The organism is Pseudomonas siliginis, assembly GCF_024072275.1.
Lineage (GTDB): Bacteria > Pseudomonadota > Gammaproteobacteria > Pseudomonadales > Pseudomonadaceae > Aquipseudomonas > Aquipseudomonas siliginis.
Map to the genome: position 1 here is coordinate 5,853,750 of NZ_CP099598.1, position 15,601 is coordinate 5,869,350.

Below are 15,601 nucleotides of genomic sequence, written 5' to 3' on the forward strand. Positions count from 1 at the left end.
GCTTCCTTGGCTACTGGAGTCTCAGGCGTCCGGGGCTGCGGCGTTCAGGCCCAGCTCACCGAGTACGCGACCGCGGGATTCGTCGTCGGCGAGCACGCCTTCGATCGCTTTACGGAACGCAGGTGCGTTACCCAGCGGGCCTTTGAGGGCCACCAGCGCATCGCGCAGTTCCATCAGTTTTTTCAGCTCAGGCACTTGCTCGACCAGGCTGGCCGGGTTGAAGTCCTTCATCGAATTGACGCGCAATTGCACGGCCAGCTCTTCAGCCTCGCCATCTTCCTGCAGACGGTTCGGCACGCTCAGCGTCAGACCCAGCTCTTGCTTGGCCAACACTTCGTCGAAGGTCATCTTGTCGATGCTGATCGGCTTGCGATCTTCGATTTTGCGATCGTCCTTGCGGTGGGTGTAGTCACCGATTGCCAGCAGCTTCAGCGGCAGTTCAATCTCTTCCTGAGCTCCGCCGGTGGCGGGTTTGAAGGTGACGTTGATGCGTTCCTTGGGGGCTACCGAGCCTTCTTTGGCCATGGCTTTTCTCCTTGCGGTTGTGGCCCTGGGGCCTATTCGAGTACCACTTCGAGGTCGAGGTGGCACAGCCTGCGATAAATCTCTTCCTTGCTTTCACGTACGGCGTGGTTCTGCGGCAACAACTCGCAGCAACTGTGCAGCAGGTGCAGCACTTGCAATGCAAGATCGGGCTCCCAGGCGTGCAGGCCTGAGTCCTGTAATGTCTGATCGAGGGTTTCGAGCTGGTTCTTGGCCAGTTCGTATTTCTTGGCCAGGAAACACAGCCGCGCGAGGCTGAACTGCCAGAAGAAGCGTTCACGGCCACCGTGGGCCGATTGCAGACCCTGCTTGAGAATCTGCACGGCCGGCTTCAAACCTTCCTTGCGCAGAATCGGCTGGACTTCCTCGAGGGCTTTTTCCCAGGCCGGCTGGGTTTCAACGTTCTCGCTTTCGACCTTGCGCGGCGCGCTGGCGCTTTGCAGATGCGGCATGACGTTGGCGGCGATCCACGCGCGGGTGGACGGATCGGCAAACGGCGCGCCGTCATGGAAGCGCAACTCGATGATGCCCGGCAGGCGCTGAATCAAAAGCGCGAAGTGGATTTCCACTTCGCGCATGGCCAGCTCGGCGTTAAGGTTCTGGAGACATTCCCAGACCATCCTCTGGCCATCGAACCAGAACGGCGCCTTCGCCAGGCTCGCCTCCAGTTCCACCAGCAGATCGGCGTATTTGCCCTGATCGAAACGGTCCTGATAGAGCTTGAGTTTTTCCAGCGGCAGGCCGCGCAGCACGGTGATCTGCTCGGCGTTGCGCTCGGGCACGGCGTCGATGGTCATCCACAGCAGCGTGCGATTGAGGCGCAGGGCACGCAGATCGGTAGCCTTCTGCTTGAGCCACCAGGCACACAACGGCCGGGCGCTGTCCTGCTGGGCGCGCAGGGCTTTGTGCGCATCCCGCTCGTTGTCGATCGGTGCGCCAGGAGTGAGCAGCTGGGTCGCGGCCTGCTTGACCTGCGCCACCGCCGCGCCCACCACGCCGGGCGCCGGCTGGTTGTCGGCGGCGCGCTGAATCATGGTTTTCAGGCGGCGGGAGATCGGCAGCAGCAGTGGCGCGTCATCGCCCAGATGTTCAGTGCACGCGGCCTCAAGACCGGCCAGGTGCTCAGAGAGCTGCCGGAACATCGGCAACTGCTCTTTGATCGCAATGTTTTCGGTGATGACCTGCTCGAGACGCGGCACCAGCCAGCCGATCGCGGCGGCACGGGTGCGGGGTTTGAGCGGGTGGACGTCGGCCCAGTTGTTTTCCGACAGATGGTGCAGCAGACCGAGGCCGGCAAGCAGCCCGGGGAAGGATTCGCGCTGGTACAGCGACCACGTCAGCCAGGCGCCGACACGCAGATCCTTGGATTGGGTACGCAGCAGATTTTCACTGTTTTCGCGGATTTTCAGCCAGTCGATCTGCCCGCTTTCGTGCATCGACGAAGCCTTGGCCAGCTCACTTTCCAGCGCCTCGAACTCGCTCGAAAAACGAACGTCTTCGCCCGCGAAATTCTCTTTGGAAACAGAGACTTTTGCGAGTTCGAGGTAATGGGCGGAAAGTTTGCTTGAGTAGGACATCCATGGCCTTTATTAAGGATTACAGTCATGCGCGCGAATGGAGTTTCAGCAACGCGGGACAGTATCGAAGAGCAGTTCAGCGACTCATCCAATTGAGATGTGCTCTTTCAAGTGGGCGCATCGTAATCACTATGATGGCCACTAGCAAGCATCTGATTAAACAACAAGACGAACTGTTCATTGCGATCTGTAGGAGATCGCCCTATATGTCGCAGGGGTTTCCCTGATGCCGTTTATAAATCAGCGCATTTTCCCGGCTCCCGCCAAACCATTGTCCCAGAGCCTCGGCCGCAGCCGGGCGAGTTTACCTGACGCCCGCACCCTCGAGCGGCGTGCAGCATGCCAAATTCAAAAAAAAATAGAAGTAGGACACTTCCTAAAATGACCGGGTTCCATCGAGAAGTTTGCAGCGACAACGATCAATGCAAAAAGTGCCACTATAATGATGGCATTTCATTATTCTGAAACTTTACTCCCCCGGCAAATACTGGCACTTCGATAGTTATCCGAGCCGCGTCCTACAGACACTTCTCGCATCCCAACCAAGACTTCCACACCGGAATACTCTGACAAATTTCAGGGATACTTCTTACATCAATTAGTTTGCCGCGCCGCTAGCTTGCCTTGGCAACTTTTCATGCGCGGCGATCAGGGAGGACGGCATCGCGCTTTGACTCACTTTGCTTAAGGACAAGCCCATGTTCGGCAAAGGCCACTGCGCGCCATTCTCATTGCACATCCCGGCCATTCGTCACGACTTCAAGGTGCTCGCGTTCACTGGCACCGAAGCGATCAGTCAGCTGTACGCATTTCGCATCGAGCTGGTGAGCGAGTACGCGGACTTCGATCTGGAAAGCCTGCTCAGCCAGCTTGCTTTTCTGCAATTCGGGTTAGCGGGCGAAGGCATTCACGGGCGGATCGAAAATGTCATGCTCGGCGAATCGGGAAAGCGCCTGACCCGCTATGAGCTGTCACTGGTACCGGCGCTGCATTATCTGCAAATGAGCCACGACCAGCGGATTTTTCAGCAACTGACAGTGCCGCAGATCATCGCGCAAGTCCTCAAAGGCCATGGCATCCAGGCCGATGACTTCACGTTCAATGTCGCCGCCGGTGAGCCTCGTGAGTACTGCACGCAATACGGCGAAAGCGACTTCCTGTTCATTCAGCGTCTGTGCGCCGAAGAGGGTATTGCCTGGCACCACCAGCATTCGCTCGACAGGCACTTGCTGGTGTTCAGCGACAGCCCGGTGTTCGCGCGCAAATTGGGCACCACACCCTTCAGGGTCGATAGCGGCATGGTCGCCGAACACCCGGTGGTCAACCACCTGAGCATGGGCTTCAACACCCGTACCAGCACGGTCACCCGCCGCGACTATGACCTCAAGCGCCCAAGCCTGCTGCTGGAAAGCCGCTTCACCGCCGAGTTCACGCCGGCTCTGGAGGACTATCGCTATCCACTGCTGATCAAGTCCGAGAAGCACGGCAAACAGCTGGCGCGTCAGGCATTGGAGCGCCATCGCAGCGACTATCAATGGATTGAAGGCAAAAGCAATCAGCCGATTTTGCGCAGCGGTCACCTGTTCGAGCTGAGCCTACATCCCAGGGCCGACTGCAACGAGTTGTGGCTGCTGGTCAGTCTCAGTCACGAAGGCAAGCAACCGGCAGTACTCGAAGAGGCTTTCAGCAGCGAGGCGAAACCTGCCGATGGTTTTTCCCAGGGCTACCGCAATACCTTCAGGGCCATTCCCGCAGAGGTGGTCTACCGTCCGCCTTTGCCCGCGCCAAGGCCCTTGCTGGTCTGCCAGACCGCGCGCGTTACCGGGCCTCCCGGAGAAGAGATCTTCTGCGATGAGTACGGCAGGGTTCGTGTCGAGTTTCCCTGGGATCGCGCTGAACGCAACAGCGAAAAAAGCAGCTGCTGGTTACGCGTAGCGTCCAGTTGGGCAGGTGACGGCTTCGGCGCGGTGACCGTGCCCCGGGTCGACATGGAAGTGGTCGTGACCTTCCAGGAAGGCGACCCGGACCAACCGCTGATTACCGGCTGCGTCTCCAACAAGGTCAATGCCGTCGCTCATCCCTTGCCGGCGAGTAAAACCCGCACGGTATTACGCAGCCAGAGTTCGCCGCGCAATGGCGGCTACAACGAATTGTCGATCGAGGATCGCGCCGGGCAGGAGAAGATCTACCTGCGCGCGCAGCGCGACCTTGAGCAACTGATCCTCAACGACAGCCGCAGCCTGATCAAGCGCGACCGCCATGAGCATGTCGGCAATGACAGCACCAGTCTCATCGAGGGCAAGGATTCGCGCACTCATCAAGGACTGCGAAGCACAGTAATCAACGCCGACGACTTGTTGCAGGTCAGCGGCACCAGCAGCCAGACCCTGGGCGCTCTGGTGATCCAGGCCGGCCAGCAGGCGCATGTCACGGCAAGCAACGTGGTGATCGATGCCGGCATGAGCCTGACGCTGTCAGCGGGCGGTCATCACATCGTGATCAATGCCGGCGGGATTTTCAGCAGCGTGCCCATCGTTCAGGGCGGCGCGCCACTGCCGGCTCTCGCACCGCTACAACCGCTGCAAGTTGAGGCCGGCCTGCCAGCTGCGATCAACGCCACGCCGCTGTCGATCGTCAACAGCGCCCGCCAGCAGGCAGCGGATTTTTGCCCGCTGTGCGAAGCCTGCGCAGCGGGTCTGTGCGAGCTGGGAGAAGTCGCATGAGCCCGGTCGAACAATGGTTGCACGCTCAGTCCCGCGCCGGCTGCGATCTGTATCTGATGCTCGACACCGACGGCCACAGCGCAGAGCACGCTGCGTTGACCCGCGACCTCGGCACCGAGCGGTTTCGTCCGCTCTACACCGGCACGCCGGCCGAGTCGCTGGTGCCGACCGGCCCGCTGCTGTTGCAGATCGATACGGCGCAGCATCCCGCGATCCAGACCTTGCTCGCCACGCCCGAGCGCAATTGGGGCTGGCTGGCCAGTGCCCGTCACGTCGAACTTGATCTGCTGGCGGCGCATTGGCGCGATCGCCTGATAACCGGCGAACGTCCGAATCAGGCGGTGTACCGCGTGCATGACAACCGGGTTCTGGGACGTGCGCTGGCGCACCTGCAACCCGAGCACCGCGCGGCGTTTCTCGGGCCATTCAACAGCGTTTGCTATTGGCACGCAGAACGATGGAACGCCATCGACAACCCGGACCCCGGCCACCACCCGCTGCCGATGGATCCGCCGTGGCTGCACACGCCGACCCCGGAACTGATCTACGCCAACGTGCTGTTCGACAACACCCGCCGTTACCTGGTCGGCGAACACACCGAAGCCATGGCCACGCTGGCCGAACAGCTCGACGTCGATGAGTGGCTGTGGGGCCTGATTCAACTGACGCACTTGTGGGGCTGGCAACAACCGGAGCAAGTGCATTTCTTGCTGACCCGCAGTTTGCAGTTACCGGGATATCGGCCAGGCAAATCATGGCTGCCCAAACCCGGTGAAGATCCGGCGATGCATTTTGAGCGGGTATATCAGGAAGCGTTGTATTGGCAGGGAGAAGTAGGTCGATGAGGAACTTGAAACGAGGGTTGATACTGAGTGGTTGCCTGGGATTGCTGGTGGGTTGTACGACGGTGAAGACCCCGAACACCTTTATGTTTGTTCCGGATTTTCCGCCCGGATTCAAATATGAGCTGAAGGCTATCTACATGCCCGCAGCGGGTGAAACCTGCCGCTTGCCAGGGAAGCCGGATTTCTGGGTGAGCTTCAATAAACCCACCATGGAATATGTAAGCACTGCGGAAATCGAGTTGTACAAAACCGTCAGCGATTGTCCGTTGGCGCTCAACAAAGTGGAAATCAAGGTCATCGGCTTTTATGGAAAAGGCCGAAGCAACTTCAGCATGGACTACGCCTCGATTTTCGTACGTCCAGAGTTGCTGGAACGACTAAAGGGCACATTCAACGAGGACGGCCTGGGTGAGTTTACAGGCGAATGCATGTGGTTTTTTCGGACAGTCAGCCCCAAGCGTAACCTAATAAAAATGTTGAGATGTAAAGGAATGGATCAAGAAGGAAATGTAGCCCGGAGCCGCCCTCATGGCGCGTACACACTGGATCAACTCCCAGGAAAAACCGTGAGGTTGAAAATAAACCTAGCGAATGAAGAGCAACCTGGTTGGGGGGACACTTGGGTCCAGGTTCCTGGTGGCTGGAAGCGCTGTATGGGGGAAGGCTATGAGGACCAGCGTGGTTATTGCAATGGAAATTATGAAGACTTCAGCACCTTCAGAATGGTGGATGGACGGATTTGCACCATCTATCCAAGTTGCAACGAAAACACGGACGAGACTCCATGAACGCTGAATCCTTACCGACAAGCGTTACCACCTTCATGCAAGGTGATATCCACGCCTGCCCGATGCGCGGGCATTCGACCAGTTTTCAATTGGTGAATGAGTTCGGAGATGGCACACCCTACGCCGGCTTGGCATATGAGATCACCGACTACGAAGACACCGTTCATACAGGAAAACTGGATGCGAAAGGCTGGGCAAAGGTAAACAACCACCATTGTGGCCCGGTAGTGCTCAAGCTGAATAAGCCTTTTCAAGGAGCAGACGCGCTGTATCGAGACTTGAGAAAAAGACTGGACTACCCCCTCCCCATTACCGAACTCCAAGTCCGCGCCGAAAAGACCCGCTTCTTCCATAAAACAGGTACTCGCACCCAGGCCAATCCGGCCAAGGACCTGCCCGAAACCGATGCGTACTGCCAGGTCGAAGTCAGTGAACTGGTAAAACACATCGCCCACCTGCCGCCGCTGGCTGCTCGTCGCGACCCTCCGAAAAGGGCGGCGCACAAGCTCATGCGCCCCGCTTCGAAGTCCAGAGACTTCACGGTCGTCGATAAAACTTGTGCGGATGGCGGACTGCACACCATCTTGAGTGCGGCGGAGATTGCCACCGTCGAACTGGGGTTTTCCCCGCCACCGCTCAAAGGCGTCGCGCTGCTGCCGAACAAACATCATGTGCTGGAAGTACGGCCGATGAGAGCGCTACGGCCAATGCTGTCGACAGGCGACGCGTTCTGCGCGCTCAACCTTTATCAGCTGTCGGTGATGGCGACGCTGAGCTACACCGATTTCGGACAGCAACCCAACACTCAACCGGTGCAGACCGACACGGTAAGCTTTCCGCTACAGCCCAGCAGCGGCAACTGGTTCGGCCACGCGCTACCGCAGTTCGATGAGTTGTGGAAGGTCGATGACTCGCAAACGCAGAAATACTACCCACTGTACGAAGACGTGCCGTATTCGAAACGCCTGGAGGTGGTGCCGTTCGACCCGAACCTTTACCCCGAAGTGAATGACCCCGCGTTGGGCGACGAACAAGAACACCCGGCCAAGTTGCACTGTCTCGATGACCGTAACAAAGACAACAGTACTGATACCCAGGCCTTTATCTGCCACCACGACGAACTGATCCTGATCAGCGTACGCGGTACCAGTGAGATCTGGCCCGACGGCCGGCGTGACGGCGATGCCTATCAGGTTCCCTTTGCCGAAGGCGAAGGCAAAGTGCACCGCGGTTTCTACGGTGGCGCTTTGGCGGCTTATGCATTTATCGTGACTTATCTGGAAAAATTCTACAGCGGGCAAAAGCTGCTGATCACGGGTCACAGTCTGGGCGGTGCAGTTGCACTGATCCTGTCCGAGATGCTGAGACGCAACCTGGAGTTCTCCCCGCAAATCGTGCTCTACACCTACGGCGCCCCCCGCGCCGGCGACACCACCTTCATCGAAAGCGCCAAAGCATTGGCCCACCACCGCATCGTCAATCAGAACGACCCGGTTCCGAGCGTTCCCGCCACATGGATGAATACTTTCGCCAAGCCTGGGCCGATGTACGCAACCAACGCCGTGGTGCTGGGCTTCAACCCGGTCGCCGGCCTCGGCCTGCTGATCTGGGGAATCATCAATTTCTTTGGCGACGACTATGGGCATCACGGTGCTTTGCGCCATTTCATGCCCGTTGAGTTCGACAAGGACCACCGATCCTCCCTTCTCTGGGAGCCGGGTTGCAGCACGATCGTCGATCACGGCTGCGCCAAGGCCCTGCGCGCTACGAACGGCTTGCCCGAACGCGGATCGTTTCTGCGGCAGTTGTTCGACCGGGGTCACCACTCAATGGTCGGCAGCTACATCCCCGGCTGCTGGGCCAGCTTGCGCCGTTGGCAGGAAGCACTGCAGCTCAAGCGTTCGCTGGTGACCAATCGCGAATACGAGTGGGTCAGCAGCGCCCTGGAGAATATTCAGCAACAGCTGCGGGCCGTTAAGCGCGATCTGCAAAACAACCACCGTTCTTACGTGCGAGAGCAGGAGCGCGCGCACAAGACGCTGATGCTCAATCAGGAAATAGACAAGATCAGCATGACCAAGGCCCGCCTGACAGCGCTGCGCAGTCAACGGGTCACCGAGGTCGACGTTTACGGCAGCTATGCCGACCAGCCCGAATGGGTCGAGGAAAGTCTGCTGCGCTGGAACGCCCACCCTGAAAACCTGGTTCAGGAGCAACTGGCGATGATCCCGCCAGCCGCTGAAGACCACGACGCCGCTATCGCCGCGATGACCGGTGGACATGCAGTTGGCGCGCCGTTTCAGCTGGATATTGATTCGATTGTGTAGCGCCTGAACAACGGGCGGGCAAAACATGGCTGTGCCAGAATCCAACGCTCGAAAATGCGCTCCCTCTACTACAACTGCCAAGGAGCTTCATTTCATGGAACTGAAACCACTGTTTTTCGCCGCACTGATGTGGCTGCCCGCCTCCCAAGCGTCAGCGGACACCCCACAGCTGGAAGGCCATTACTACCTGACCGGCGCAATGGAAATGGGCGCCGAGTTGCTGTTGCGAAACGACGGCACCTTTGATGCCGGTGTGGCGTATGGCAGCGCCGATGGCTTTGCCAAAGGCACCTGGAAAGTCGAGAACCAGACAGTACTGCTGGAAAGCAAAACCAAGCCTGCCTCCAACAGCGATCTGGGCGGACTGTTCCAGGACCTGCAACTGGCGATCGAGCCAAACTGCCTGGCCGTGGATTTCGGCAACGGCAAGGCCTGCTTCCGACGCCAGTAAGCCAACAGACAGCCACAAAAAATGGGCACCCGACCGCAATCGGTGTGCCCATTTTTCATTTGCGGTTCTCCCCGTCATTCAGGGGAGCACGCCGCCATCAAGGATTGACGCTGTCTTTCAACGATTTGCCTGGCTTGAACGCAACGGTGTTGCTGGCCTTGATCTTGACCGGTTCGCCGGTCTGCGGGTTTTTGCCGGTGCGGGCGCCGCGGTGGCGTTGCAGGAAGGTGCCGAAGCCGACCAGCGTCACGCTGTCCTTGCGGTGCAGGGCGCCGGTGATTTCTTCGAGGACGGCGTTGAGGACGCGATTGGCCTGTTCTTTGGTCAGGTCTGCCTTTTCGGCGATTGCAGCGGCGAGTTCTGGTTTACGCATTAGTGAAGCCCCTTTGACGGTTTTTTGTTGTTATGTCCGTGCTGTTCTCGTTGGAACAGCGCCCAAGGCGCCGCAGGCTCTACTCTGCGGCAGACGGGAGTGAGAATGGCACGCCGCCAACGGCGGCGCCAGTCTCCCCAAGACCTTTGTCGGGGCAAAAGAGCGGTGTTTGCGACAGAACGACCGGCATTTACGCCAGCAGCGGCGGCAGCTGTTTGTTCAGGGCCAGTTTTTCCATGACTGCCCCGCCGGTCAGGGCGTATCCGAGTAACTGACCGTCGGCACTGTGGCACAGCGCTTTGATGTCGGCGCCCTGCCCTTCGACGCTCCAAACGCCTTCGCTGCCCCGTGGCGGCGGCGAAACCACCAGCGGGCACACCGGGGTTTTCACGGTGATCGGCATCGGCCCGTAGCTGACTGCGGTCGGGTTTCCGGCGAGGGTTTGCGCCAACGCGCGCGCGCAGCTCATCAGTGGCATCACGTAGAGCAGATTGAGCCCGTCGACTTCGGCGCAGTCGCCCAAGGCGTAGATGTTGGCGTGAGAGGTCTTCAGGTAACGATCGACCATCACGCCGCGATTGACCTGCACGCCGGCAGCCGCTGCCAGATCGATGCGCGGGCGCAGACCGATCGCCGAGACCACCACATCGCACGGGATGATCTGACCGTCGGACAGGTGCGCTTCCAGGCCATCGGCGACTTTCTCCAGGCGGGTCAGCACCGGGCCGAGGTGAAACTTCGCCCCGATACTTTCCAGCCCGGCCTGCACGGCCGCCGCCGCGGCAGGATGCAAGAGCATTGGCATGACCTGTTCGCACGGCGCGACCAGTTGCACTTCGTAGCCGCCGAGGATCAGGTCATTGGCAAATTCACAGCCGATCAACCCGGCGCCGAGCAACAACACCCGACGCTTGCCCGCGGCTGCGGCACGGAAGCGCGCGTAGTCTTCCAGATCGTTGATCGGGAACACCAGTTCCCCGCCGTCGCCTTCGATCGGCACGCGCACGGTTTCCGCGCCCCAGGCCAGAATCAAGTCGCGATAGGGCACGGCTTCTTCGCCGATCCACAAGCGTTTGTGGCCGGCGTCGATACCGCTGATGCGCGTGTGGGTGCGCACTTCGGCCTTCAACTGCTCGGCCATGGCGCCGGGTTCGGCCATGCTCAGGCCGTCGGCGTCCTTGTTCTTGCCGAAACCGGTGGAGAGCATCGGCTTGGAGTAAGAGCGGCCGTCATCGGCGGTGATCAGCAGCAGCGGGGTTTCGCTGTCGAGCTTGCGAAACTCGCGGGCCAGGTTGTAGCCCGCAAGCCCGGTGCCGATGATGACGACTGGTGCGCTCATGCCTTACTCCTCTATTTGCTTAGTTGATTTCAATCATTTCGAAGTCCATTTTGCCGACGCCGCAGTCGGGACACAGCCAGTCTGCCGGTACGTCTTCCCAGCGGGTGCCCGGCGCGATGCCGTCATCCGGCCAGCCATCGGCTTCGTTATAGATCAGGCCACAGACGATACATTGCCACTTCTTCATTCAGGTACTTCCTCAGGGTTCAGGCGTAGTGCCGGCGCGGACGGTCGATGGGTGCTGCGTTGCCATCCGGCTCAGGGCGTTTTGTACTGAGGGTGCCGGGCAGATGCAAGCCTGTTCGGCGCAACGGCAGCCGGCGCCGCTCGATCTTGTCGCCCGCCATGGTAAGCTCGCCGCCTCATTTGCGGCCAATAATGACTCATTGTGCAACATTCAAATGCCTGCCCCGCCCCGCTCTGGCTGACCCAGGACCGCCTGACGCCCCGCCCCGATCCGTTGACGCTGGACTGGTTGTTCGACGAAGGTTCGCTGACCCGCCGTTTGACCCGTTTGTCCGAGGATGGCTTCAGCGTGTCGCCGTTGTTCGAAGGCTGGGACACCCTGCGCGCTGATGAATGCGCGGCACTGGATCTGGCCGAGGGCAGCGAAGGCTGGGTGCGTGAGGTGTATTTGCGTGGTCATGGCGAAGCCTGGGTGTTTGCCCGCAGCGTCGCCTCGCGCGCCGCCCTGCAAGGTGATGGTTTACACATGGATGAACTGGGCAGCCGCTCGCTGGGCGAATTGCTGTTTTGCGATCGCGCATTTCAACGCCGCGCCATTGAAGTCTGCCACTACCCTGAACAATGGTTGCCGCCAGCGGTGCAAGCTCCTGAGTTGTGGGGCCGGCGTTCGCGTTTCGACCGTGGCGCGCTGAGCGTGCTGGTCGCGGAAATCTTCCTGCCGAGCCTGTGGGACGCCGCCCGCGCCCATCCGGAGAATTGCTGATGTATCAGAGCCTGCTCAAGTCCCTCAACCGTCTGAACCCGCGCGCCTGGGATTTCGTTCAGTTGACGCGCATGGACAAGCCGATCGGCATTTACCTGCTGCTGTGGCCGACGCTGTGGGCATTGTGGATTGCCGGCAAGGGTTCGCCGTCGCTGGCCAACATTGTCATCTTCGTCCTCGGCGTGGTGCTGACCCGTGCCGGCGGCTGCGTGATCAACGACTGGGCTGACCGCAAGGTCGACGGCCACGTCAAACGCACCGCGCAACGGCCGCTGGCCGCTGGCCGGATCAGCTCGAAGGAAGCGCTGGTGTTCTTTGCCGTGCTGATGGGCATCAGTTTTCTGCTGGTGCTGTGCACCAATGCGCCGACGATCTGGCTGTCGCTGGGCGGTCTGGCGCTGGCATTCACGTATCCGTTCATGAAGCGCTACACCTATTACCCGCAAGTGGTGCTGGGCGCGGCGTTCTCCTGGGGCATGCCGATGGCCTTTACCGCCGAGACCGGCGAGTTGCCAGCGGCGGCGTGGCTTCTGTGGATTGCCAACCTGCTGTGGACGGTGGGCTACGACACTTATTACGCGATGACCGATCGTGATGACGATCTGAAGATCGGCGTGAAATCCACGGCGATTCTGTTTGGCGAGGCGGATCGGGTGATCATCCTCAGCTTGCAGGCGCTGTCATTGGGCTGCCTGATTCTGGCCGGGTCGAAGTTCGAGCTGGGGATCTGGTTCCACCTCGGCCTGCTGGTGGCTGCGGGGTGTTATGCGTGGGAGTTCTGGTACACACGCAGCAAGGACCGCATGCGCTGCTTCCAGGCCTTCTTGCACAACCACTGGGCAGGGTTGGCGATATTTGTCGGGATCGTGCTGGATTACGCACTGCGCTAATGCATGACACCTGTGGGAGCGAGCCTGCTCGCGAAGGCGTCATGTCAGTCACCTCTGCGATAACTGACACATCGTTTTCGCGAGCAGGCTCGCTCCCACAGCGTCTGGGTTGCATCTATTTGGCCTTGGCGACTTTCCACGCGCCGTCCATTTTGCCGTCGCCGGTCATGTCGCCGGCCTTTTTGTCCATCACGAAGGTGTACAACGGCATGCCCTGGTAGGCCCATTGCATCGTGCCGTCGTCACGCTTGATCACCGTCCAGTCGCCCATGGATTTGTCACCCGCCTGCGCCATCAACGGCGGCCAGTTTGCCGCGCACTTGTCGTTGCACGCGGACTTGCCAGCGGAGTCCTTGGCGAAGGTGTACAGGGTCATGCCCTTGTGGTCGGTGTACATGCCGTCCTTCTCCATCGCCGGATCGGCCGCCATGGCCAGCCCCGGCAATGTCAGGGCGGCGGCCATCAGCAGGGCTTTGAAAGAAGCAGTCATCTGAGTCATGGAAACCTTCTTTTGTGGTTGTCAGGATTCGGACTTAGAGCTTAGTCGAGGATGGGTGCAAATGTTGCCGGCCTGAAATACTGTCACACGACTGCAATAATTCCGTTATCTAATGCGGCGCAAGACAGTTAAATGACAAGAGGATTAAGGCATGGTTGGCAGGAGCATTCTTATCGTCGACGACGAAGCGCCCATTCGCGAAATGATCGCCGTGGCGTTGGAAATGGCCGGCTATGACTGCCTCGAGGCAGAGAACTCGCAGCAGGCTCACGCCATCATCGTCGACCGCAAACCGGACCTGATCCTGCTCGACTGGATGCTGCCCGGCACCTCGGGCATCGAACTGGCCCGGCGCCTCAAGCGTGACGAGCTGACCGGGGACATCCCGATCATCATGCTCACCGCCAAGGGCGAAGAGGACAACAAGATCCAGGGCCTGGAAGTCGGCGCCGACGACTACATCACCAAACCGTTTTCCCCGCGTGAACTGGTCGCCCGCCTCAAGGCTGTGCTGCGCCGCGCCGGACCGACCGATGGCGAAGCGCCGATCGAAGTCGGCGGCCTGCTGCTCGACCCGATCAGCCACCGCGTGACCATCGACGGCAAACCCGCCGAGATGGGCCCGACCGAATACCGCCTGCTGCAATTTTTCATGACCCATCAGGAACGCGCCTACACCCGTGGCCAGTTGCTTGACCAGGTCTGGGGTGGCAACGTCTACGTCGAAGAGCGCACCGTCGACGTGCACATCCGGCGCCTGCGCAAGGCCCTCGGCGACGCTTACGAAAATCTGGTACAAACCGTGCGCGGCACCGGCTACCGGTTCTCCACAAAAGCATGAAAGCAGCTGCAAGCTTTCAGCTACAAGCGGCAAGAAACAGCGAGCCGCTCTGACTTGCAGCTTGTAGCTTGAAACTTGACGCTGCGGCTAAGGACGCCTCTGTGAATCAAAACTGGCATGGCACCCTGATTCGCCACATGCTGTTGCTGGTCACCGCCTGCCTGGTGATCGGCCTGATCACCGGCTATTACGGCTGGAGCCTCGCGGCGGGTCTGGGGCTTTATCTGGCCTGGACGCTCAAGCAATTGCTGCGTCTGCACGAATGGCTGCGCCAGCACCAACCCGACGAAGCGCCGCCCGATGGCTATGGTCTGTGGGGCGAGGTGTTCGACAGCATCTATCACCTGCAACGCCGCGACCAACGGGTGCGCGGGCGTCTGCAAGCGGTGATCGACCGGGTGCAGGAATCCACCGCCGCGCTGAAAGATGCAGTCATCATGCTCGACAGCGACGGCAATCTCGAATGGTGGAACCGCGCCGCTGAAACCCTGCTCGGCCTGAAGACTCCGCAGGACAGCGGCCAACCGGTGACCAACCTGGTGCGCCATCCGCGCTTCAAGGAATACTTCGAGCAGGACAGCTTTGCCGAGCCATTGGAAATCCCTTCGCCGACCAACGATCGCGTGCGCATTCAGCTGTACCTGACGCGCTACGGCAACAATGAACACCTGATGCTGGTCCGCGACGTGACGCGCATCCATCAGCTGGAACAGATGCGCAAGGACTTTATCGCCAACGTATCCCACGAGCTGCGCACACCGCTCACGGTGATCTGCGGCTATCTGGAAACCCTGCTCGACAATGTCGAAGAAGTGAACCCGCGCTGGAGCCGAGCTCTGCAACAGATGCAGCAACAGGGCGGGCGCATGCAGACGCTGCTCAACGATCTGTTGCTGCTGGCCAAGCTGGAAGCCACCGACTATCCGTCGGACAACCAGCCAGTGCAGATCGACACCTTGCTGCAATCGATCACCAGCGATGCGCAGCAGTTGTCCGGGGCGAAGAACCAGCGCATCAGCCTCGAGGCCAATGCCGGAGTGCTGCTCAAGGGCAGCGAAGCGGAGTTGCGCAGCGCGTTCTCCAATCTGGTGTTCAACGCGGTCAAGTACACCCCCGCCGAGGGCAACATCCGCATTCGCTGGTGGGGCGACGATCAGGGCGCGCACCTGAGCGTGCAGGATTCCGGCATCGGTATCGACAGCAAACACCTGCCGCGCCTGACCGAGCGTTTCTACCGCGTCGATTCCAGCCGCAACTCCAACACGGGCGGCACCGGCCTCGGCCTGGCCATCGTCAAGCACGTGCTGCTGCGCCACCGCGCGCGCATGGAGATCAGCAGCGTGCCCGGCCACGGCAGCACGTTCACCTGCCATTTCGCCCCGGCTCAGGTGGCCAGCGCACGGGCGATCAGCGCCGCCGAGTGATGCCGCCCGGCACACGCCACTAGGCAATCGCA

15 protein-coding genes are annotated in these 15,601 nt (G+C 60.1%); 9 read left to right on the forward strand and 6 right to left on the reverse strand.

The genetic code is table 11. From position 1 onward, the window contains the following. Positions 1-21: 21 nt before the first annotated feature. Together tssB and tssA are read right to left on the reverse strand one after the other, a co-directional pair. The gene (gene tssB / locus NF676_RS26955; protein WP_016772498.1) at positions 22-525 is read right to left on the reverse strand and encodes a type VI secretion system contractile sheath small subunit; all 504 of its coding nucleotides are present in this window, start codon (positions 523-525) and stop codon (positions 22-24) included. A 32-nt stretch (positions 526-557) separates the two neighbouring features. Next, positions 558-2,120, reverse strand: coding sequence for a type VI secretion system protein TssA (tssA, locus tag NF676_RS26960; protein ID WP_252877123.1), 1,563 nt, complete (start codon positions 2,118-2,120; stop codon positions 558-560). Between the two features lie 698 nt (positions 2,121-2,818). Between tssA and tssI the strand changes: the two genes are divergently transcribed. The 5 genes from tssI (at position 2,819) to NF676_RS26985 (ending at position 9,254) form a co-directional block, all read left to right on the forward strand. Then, complete coding sequence (gene tssI / locus NF676_RS26965; protein ID WP_252887024.1) at positions 2,819-4,843, forward strand: type VI secretion system tip protein TssI/VgrG; 2,025 nt, start codon at positions 2,819-2,821, stop codon at positions 4,841-4,843. Continuing rightward, complete coding sequence (locus NF676_RS26970; RefSeq protein WP_252879114.1) at positions 4,840-5,688, forward strand: DUF4123 domain-containing protein; 849 nt, start codon at positions 4,840-4,842, stop codon at positions 5,686-5,688. Before tssI ends, NF676_RS26970 begins: the two co-directional genes overlap by 4 nt. Further along, positions 5,685-6,476, forward strand: a complete 792-nt coding sequence (locus NF676_RS26975; protein WP_252868481.1) for a hypothetical protein — start codon at positions 5,685-5,687, stop codon at positions 6,474-6,476. Before NF676_RS26970 ends, NF676_RS26975 begins: the two co-directional genes overlap by 4 nt. After that, the gene (locus NF676_RS26980) at positions 6,473-8,803 is read left to right on the forward strand and encodes a lipase family protein (protein ID WP_252887025.1); all 2,331 of its coding nucleotides are present in this window, start codon (positions 6,473-6,475) and stop codon (positions 8,801-8,803) included. Before NF676_RS26975 ends, NF676_RS26980 begins: the two co-directional genes overlap by 4 nt. A 94-nt stretch (positions 8,804-8,897) precedes the next feature. Then, positions 8,898-9,254: a hypothetical protein gene (locus NF676_RS26985; RefSeq protein ID WP_150637178.1), complete on the forward strand. Its 357-nt coding sequence runs from the start codon at positions 8,898-8,900 to the stop codon at positions 9,252-9,254. A 97-nt stretch (positions 9,255-9,351) separates the two neighbouring features. On the opposite strand, the gene NF676_RS26990 is transcribed toward NF676_RS26985, so the two are convergent. The 3 genes from NF676_RS26990 to NF676_RS27000 all read right to left on the reverse strand — a co-directional run bounded on the left by NF676_RS26990 (position 9,352) and on the right by NF676_RS27000 (position 11,153). Next, a complete protein-coding gene (locus NF676_RS26990; protein ID WP_003213368.1) occupies positions 9,352-9,627 on the reverse strand; it encodes an HU family DNA-binding protein in 276 nt (91 codons plus the stop codon). A 190-nt stretch (positions 9,628-9,817) separates the two neighbouring features. Continuing rightward, positions 9,818-10,966, reverse strand: a complete 1,149-nt coding sequence (locus tag NF676_RS26995) for an NAD(P)/FAD-dependent oxidoreductase (RefSeq protein WP_252887026.1) — start codon at positions 10,964-10,966, stop codon at positions 9,818-9,820. Between the two features lie 19 nt (positions 10,967-10,985). Continuing rightward, positions 10,986-11,153 (reverse strand): rubredoxin, encoded by a 168-nt coding sequence (locus tag NF676_RS27000; RefSeq protein WP_003177199.1) that lies wholly within the window; start codon positions 11,151-11,153, stop codon positions 10,986-10,988. Positions 11,154-11,354: 201 nt separating this feature from the next. Between NF676_RS27000 and NF676_RS27005 the strand changes: the two genes are divergently transcribed. Together NF676_RS27005 and ubiA are read left to right on the forward strand one after the other, a co-directional pair. After that, positions 11,355-11,915, forward strand: coding sequence for a chorismate--pyruvate lyase family protein (locus NF676_RS27005; RefSeq protein WP_076564594.1), 561 nt, complete (start codon positions 11,355-11,357; stop codon positions 11,913-11,915). After that, complete coding sequence (gene ubiA / locus NF676_RS27010) at positions 11,915-12,805, forward strand: 4-hydroxybenzoate octaprenyltransferase (protein WP_041476601.1); 891 nt, start codon at positions 11,915-11,917, stop codon at positions 12,803-12,805. Before NF676_RS27005 ends, ubiA begins: the two co-directional genes overlap by 1 nt. Before the next feature lie 115 nt (positions 12,806-12,920). Here the strand turns inward: ubiA and NF676_RS27015 are convergent, their stop codons facing one another. Then, positions 12,921-13,304, reverse strand: a complete 384-nt coding sequence (locus tag NF676_RS27015; protein ID WP_252877130.1) for a COG4315 family predicted lipoprotein — start codon at positions 13,302-13,304, stop codon at positions 12,921-12,923. A gap of 151 nt (positions 13,305-13,455) precedes the next feature. On the opposite strand from NF676_RS27015, the gene phoB reads away from it, so the two are divergent. Then, the gene (phoB, locus tag NF676_RS27020) at positions 13,456-14,145 is read left to right on the forward strand and encodes a phosphate regulon transcriptional regulator PhoB (RefSeq protein ID WP_007896474.1); all 690 of its coding nucleotides are present in this window, start codon (positions 13,456-13,458) and stop codon (positions 14,143-14,145) included. Positions 14,146-14,282: 137 nt separating this feature from the next. Further along, positions 14,283-15,569, forward strand: coding sequence for a phosphate regulon sensor histidine kinase PhoR (gene phoR / locus NF676_RS27025; RefSeq protein ID WP_231991049.1), 1,287 nt, complete (start codon positions 14,283-14,285; stop codon positions 15,567-15,569). Positions 15,570-15,601: the final 32 nt, after the last annotated feature.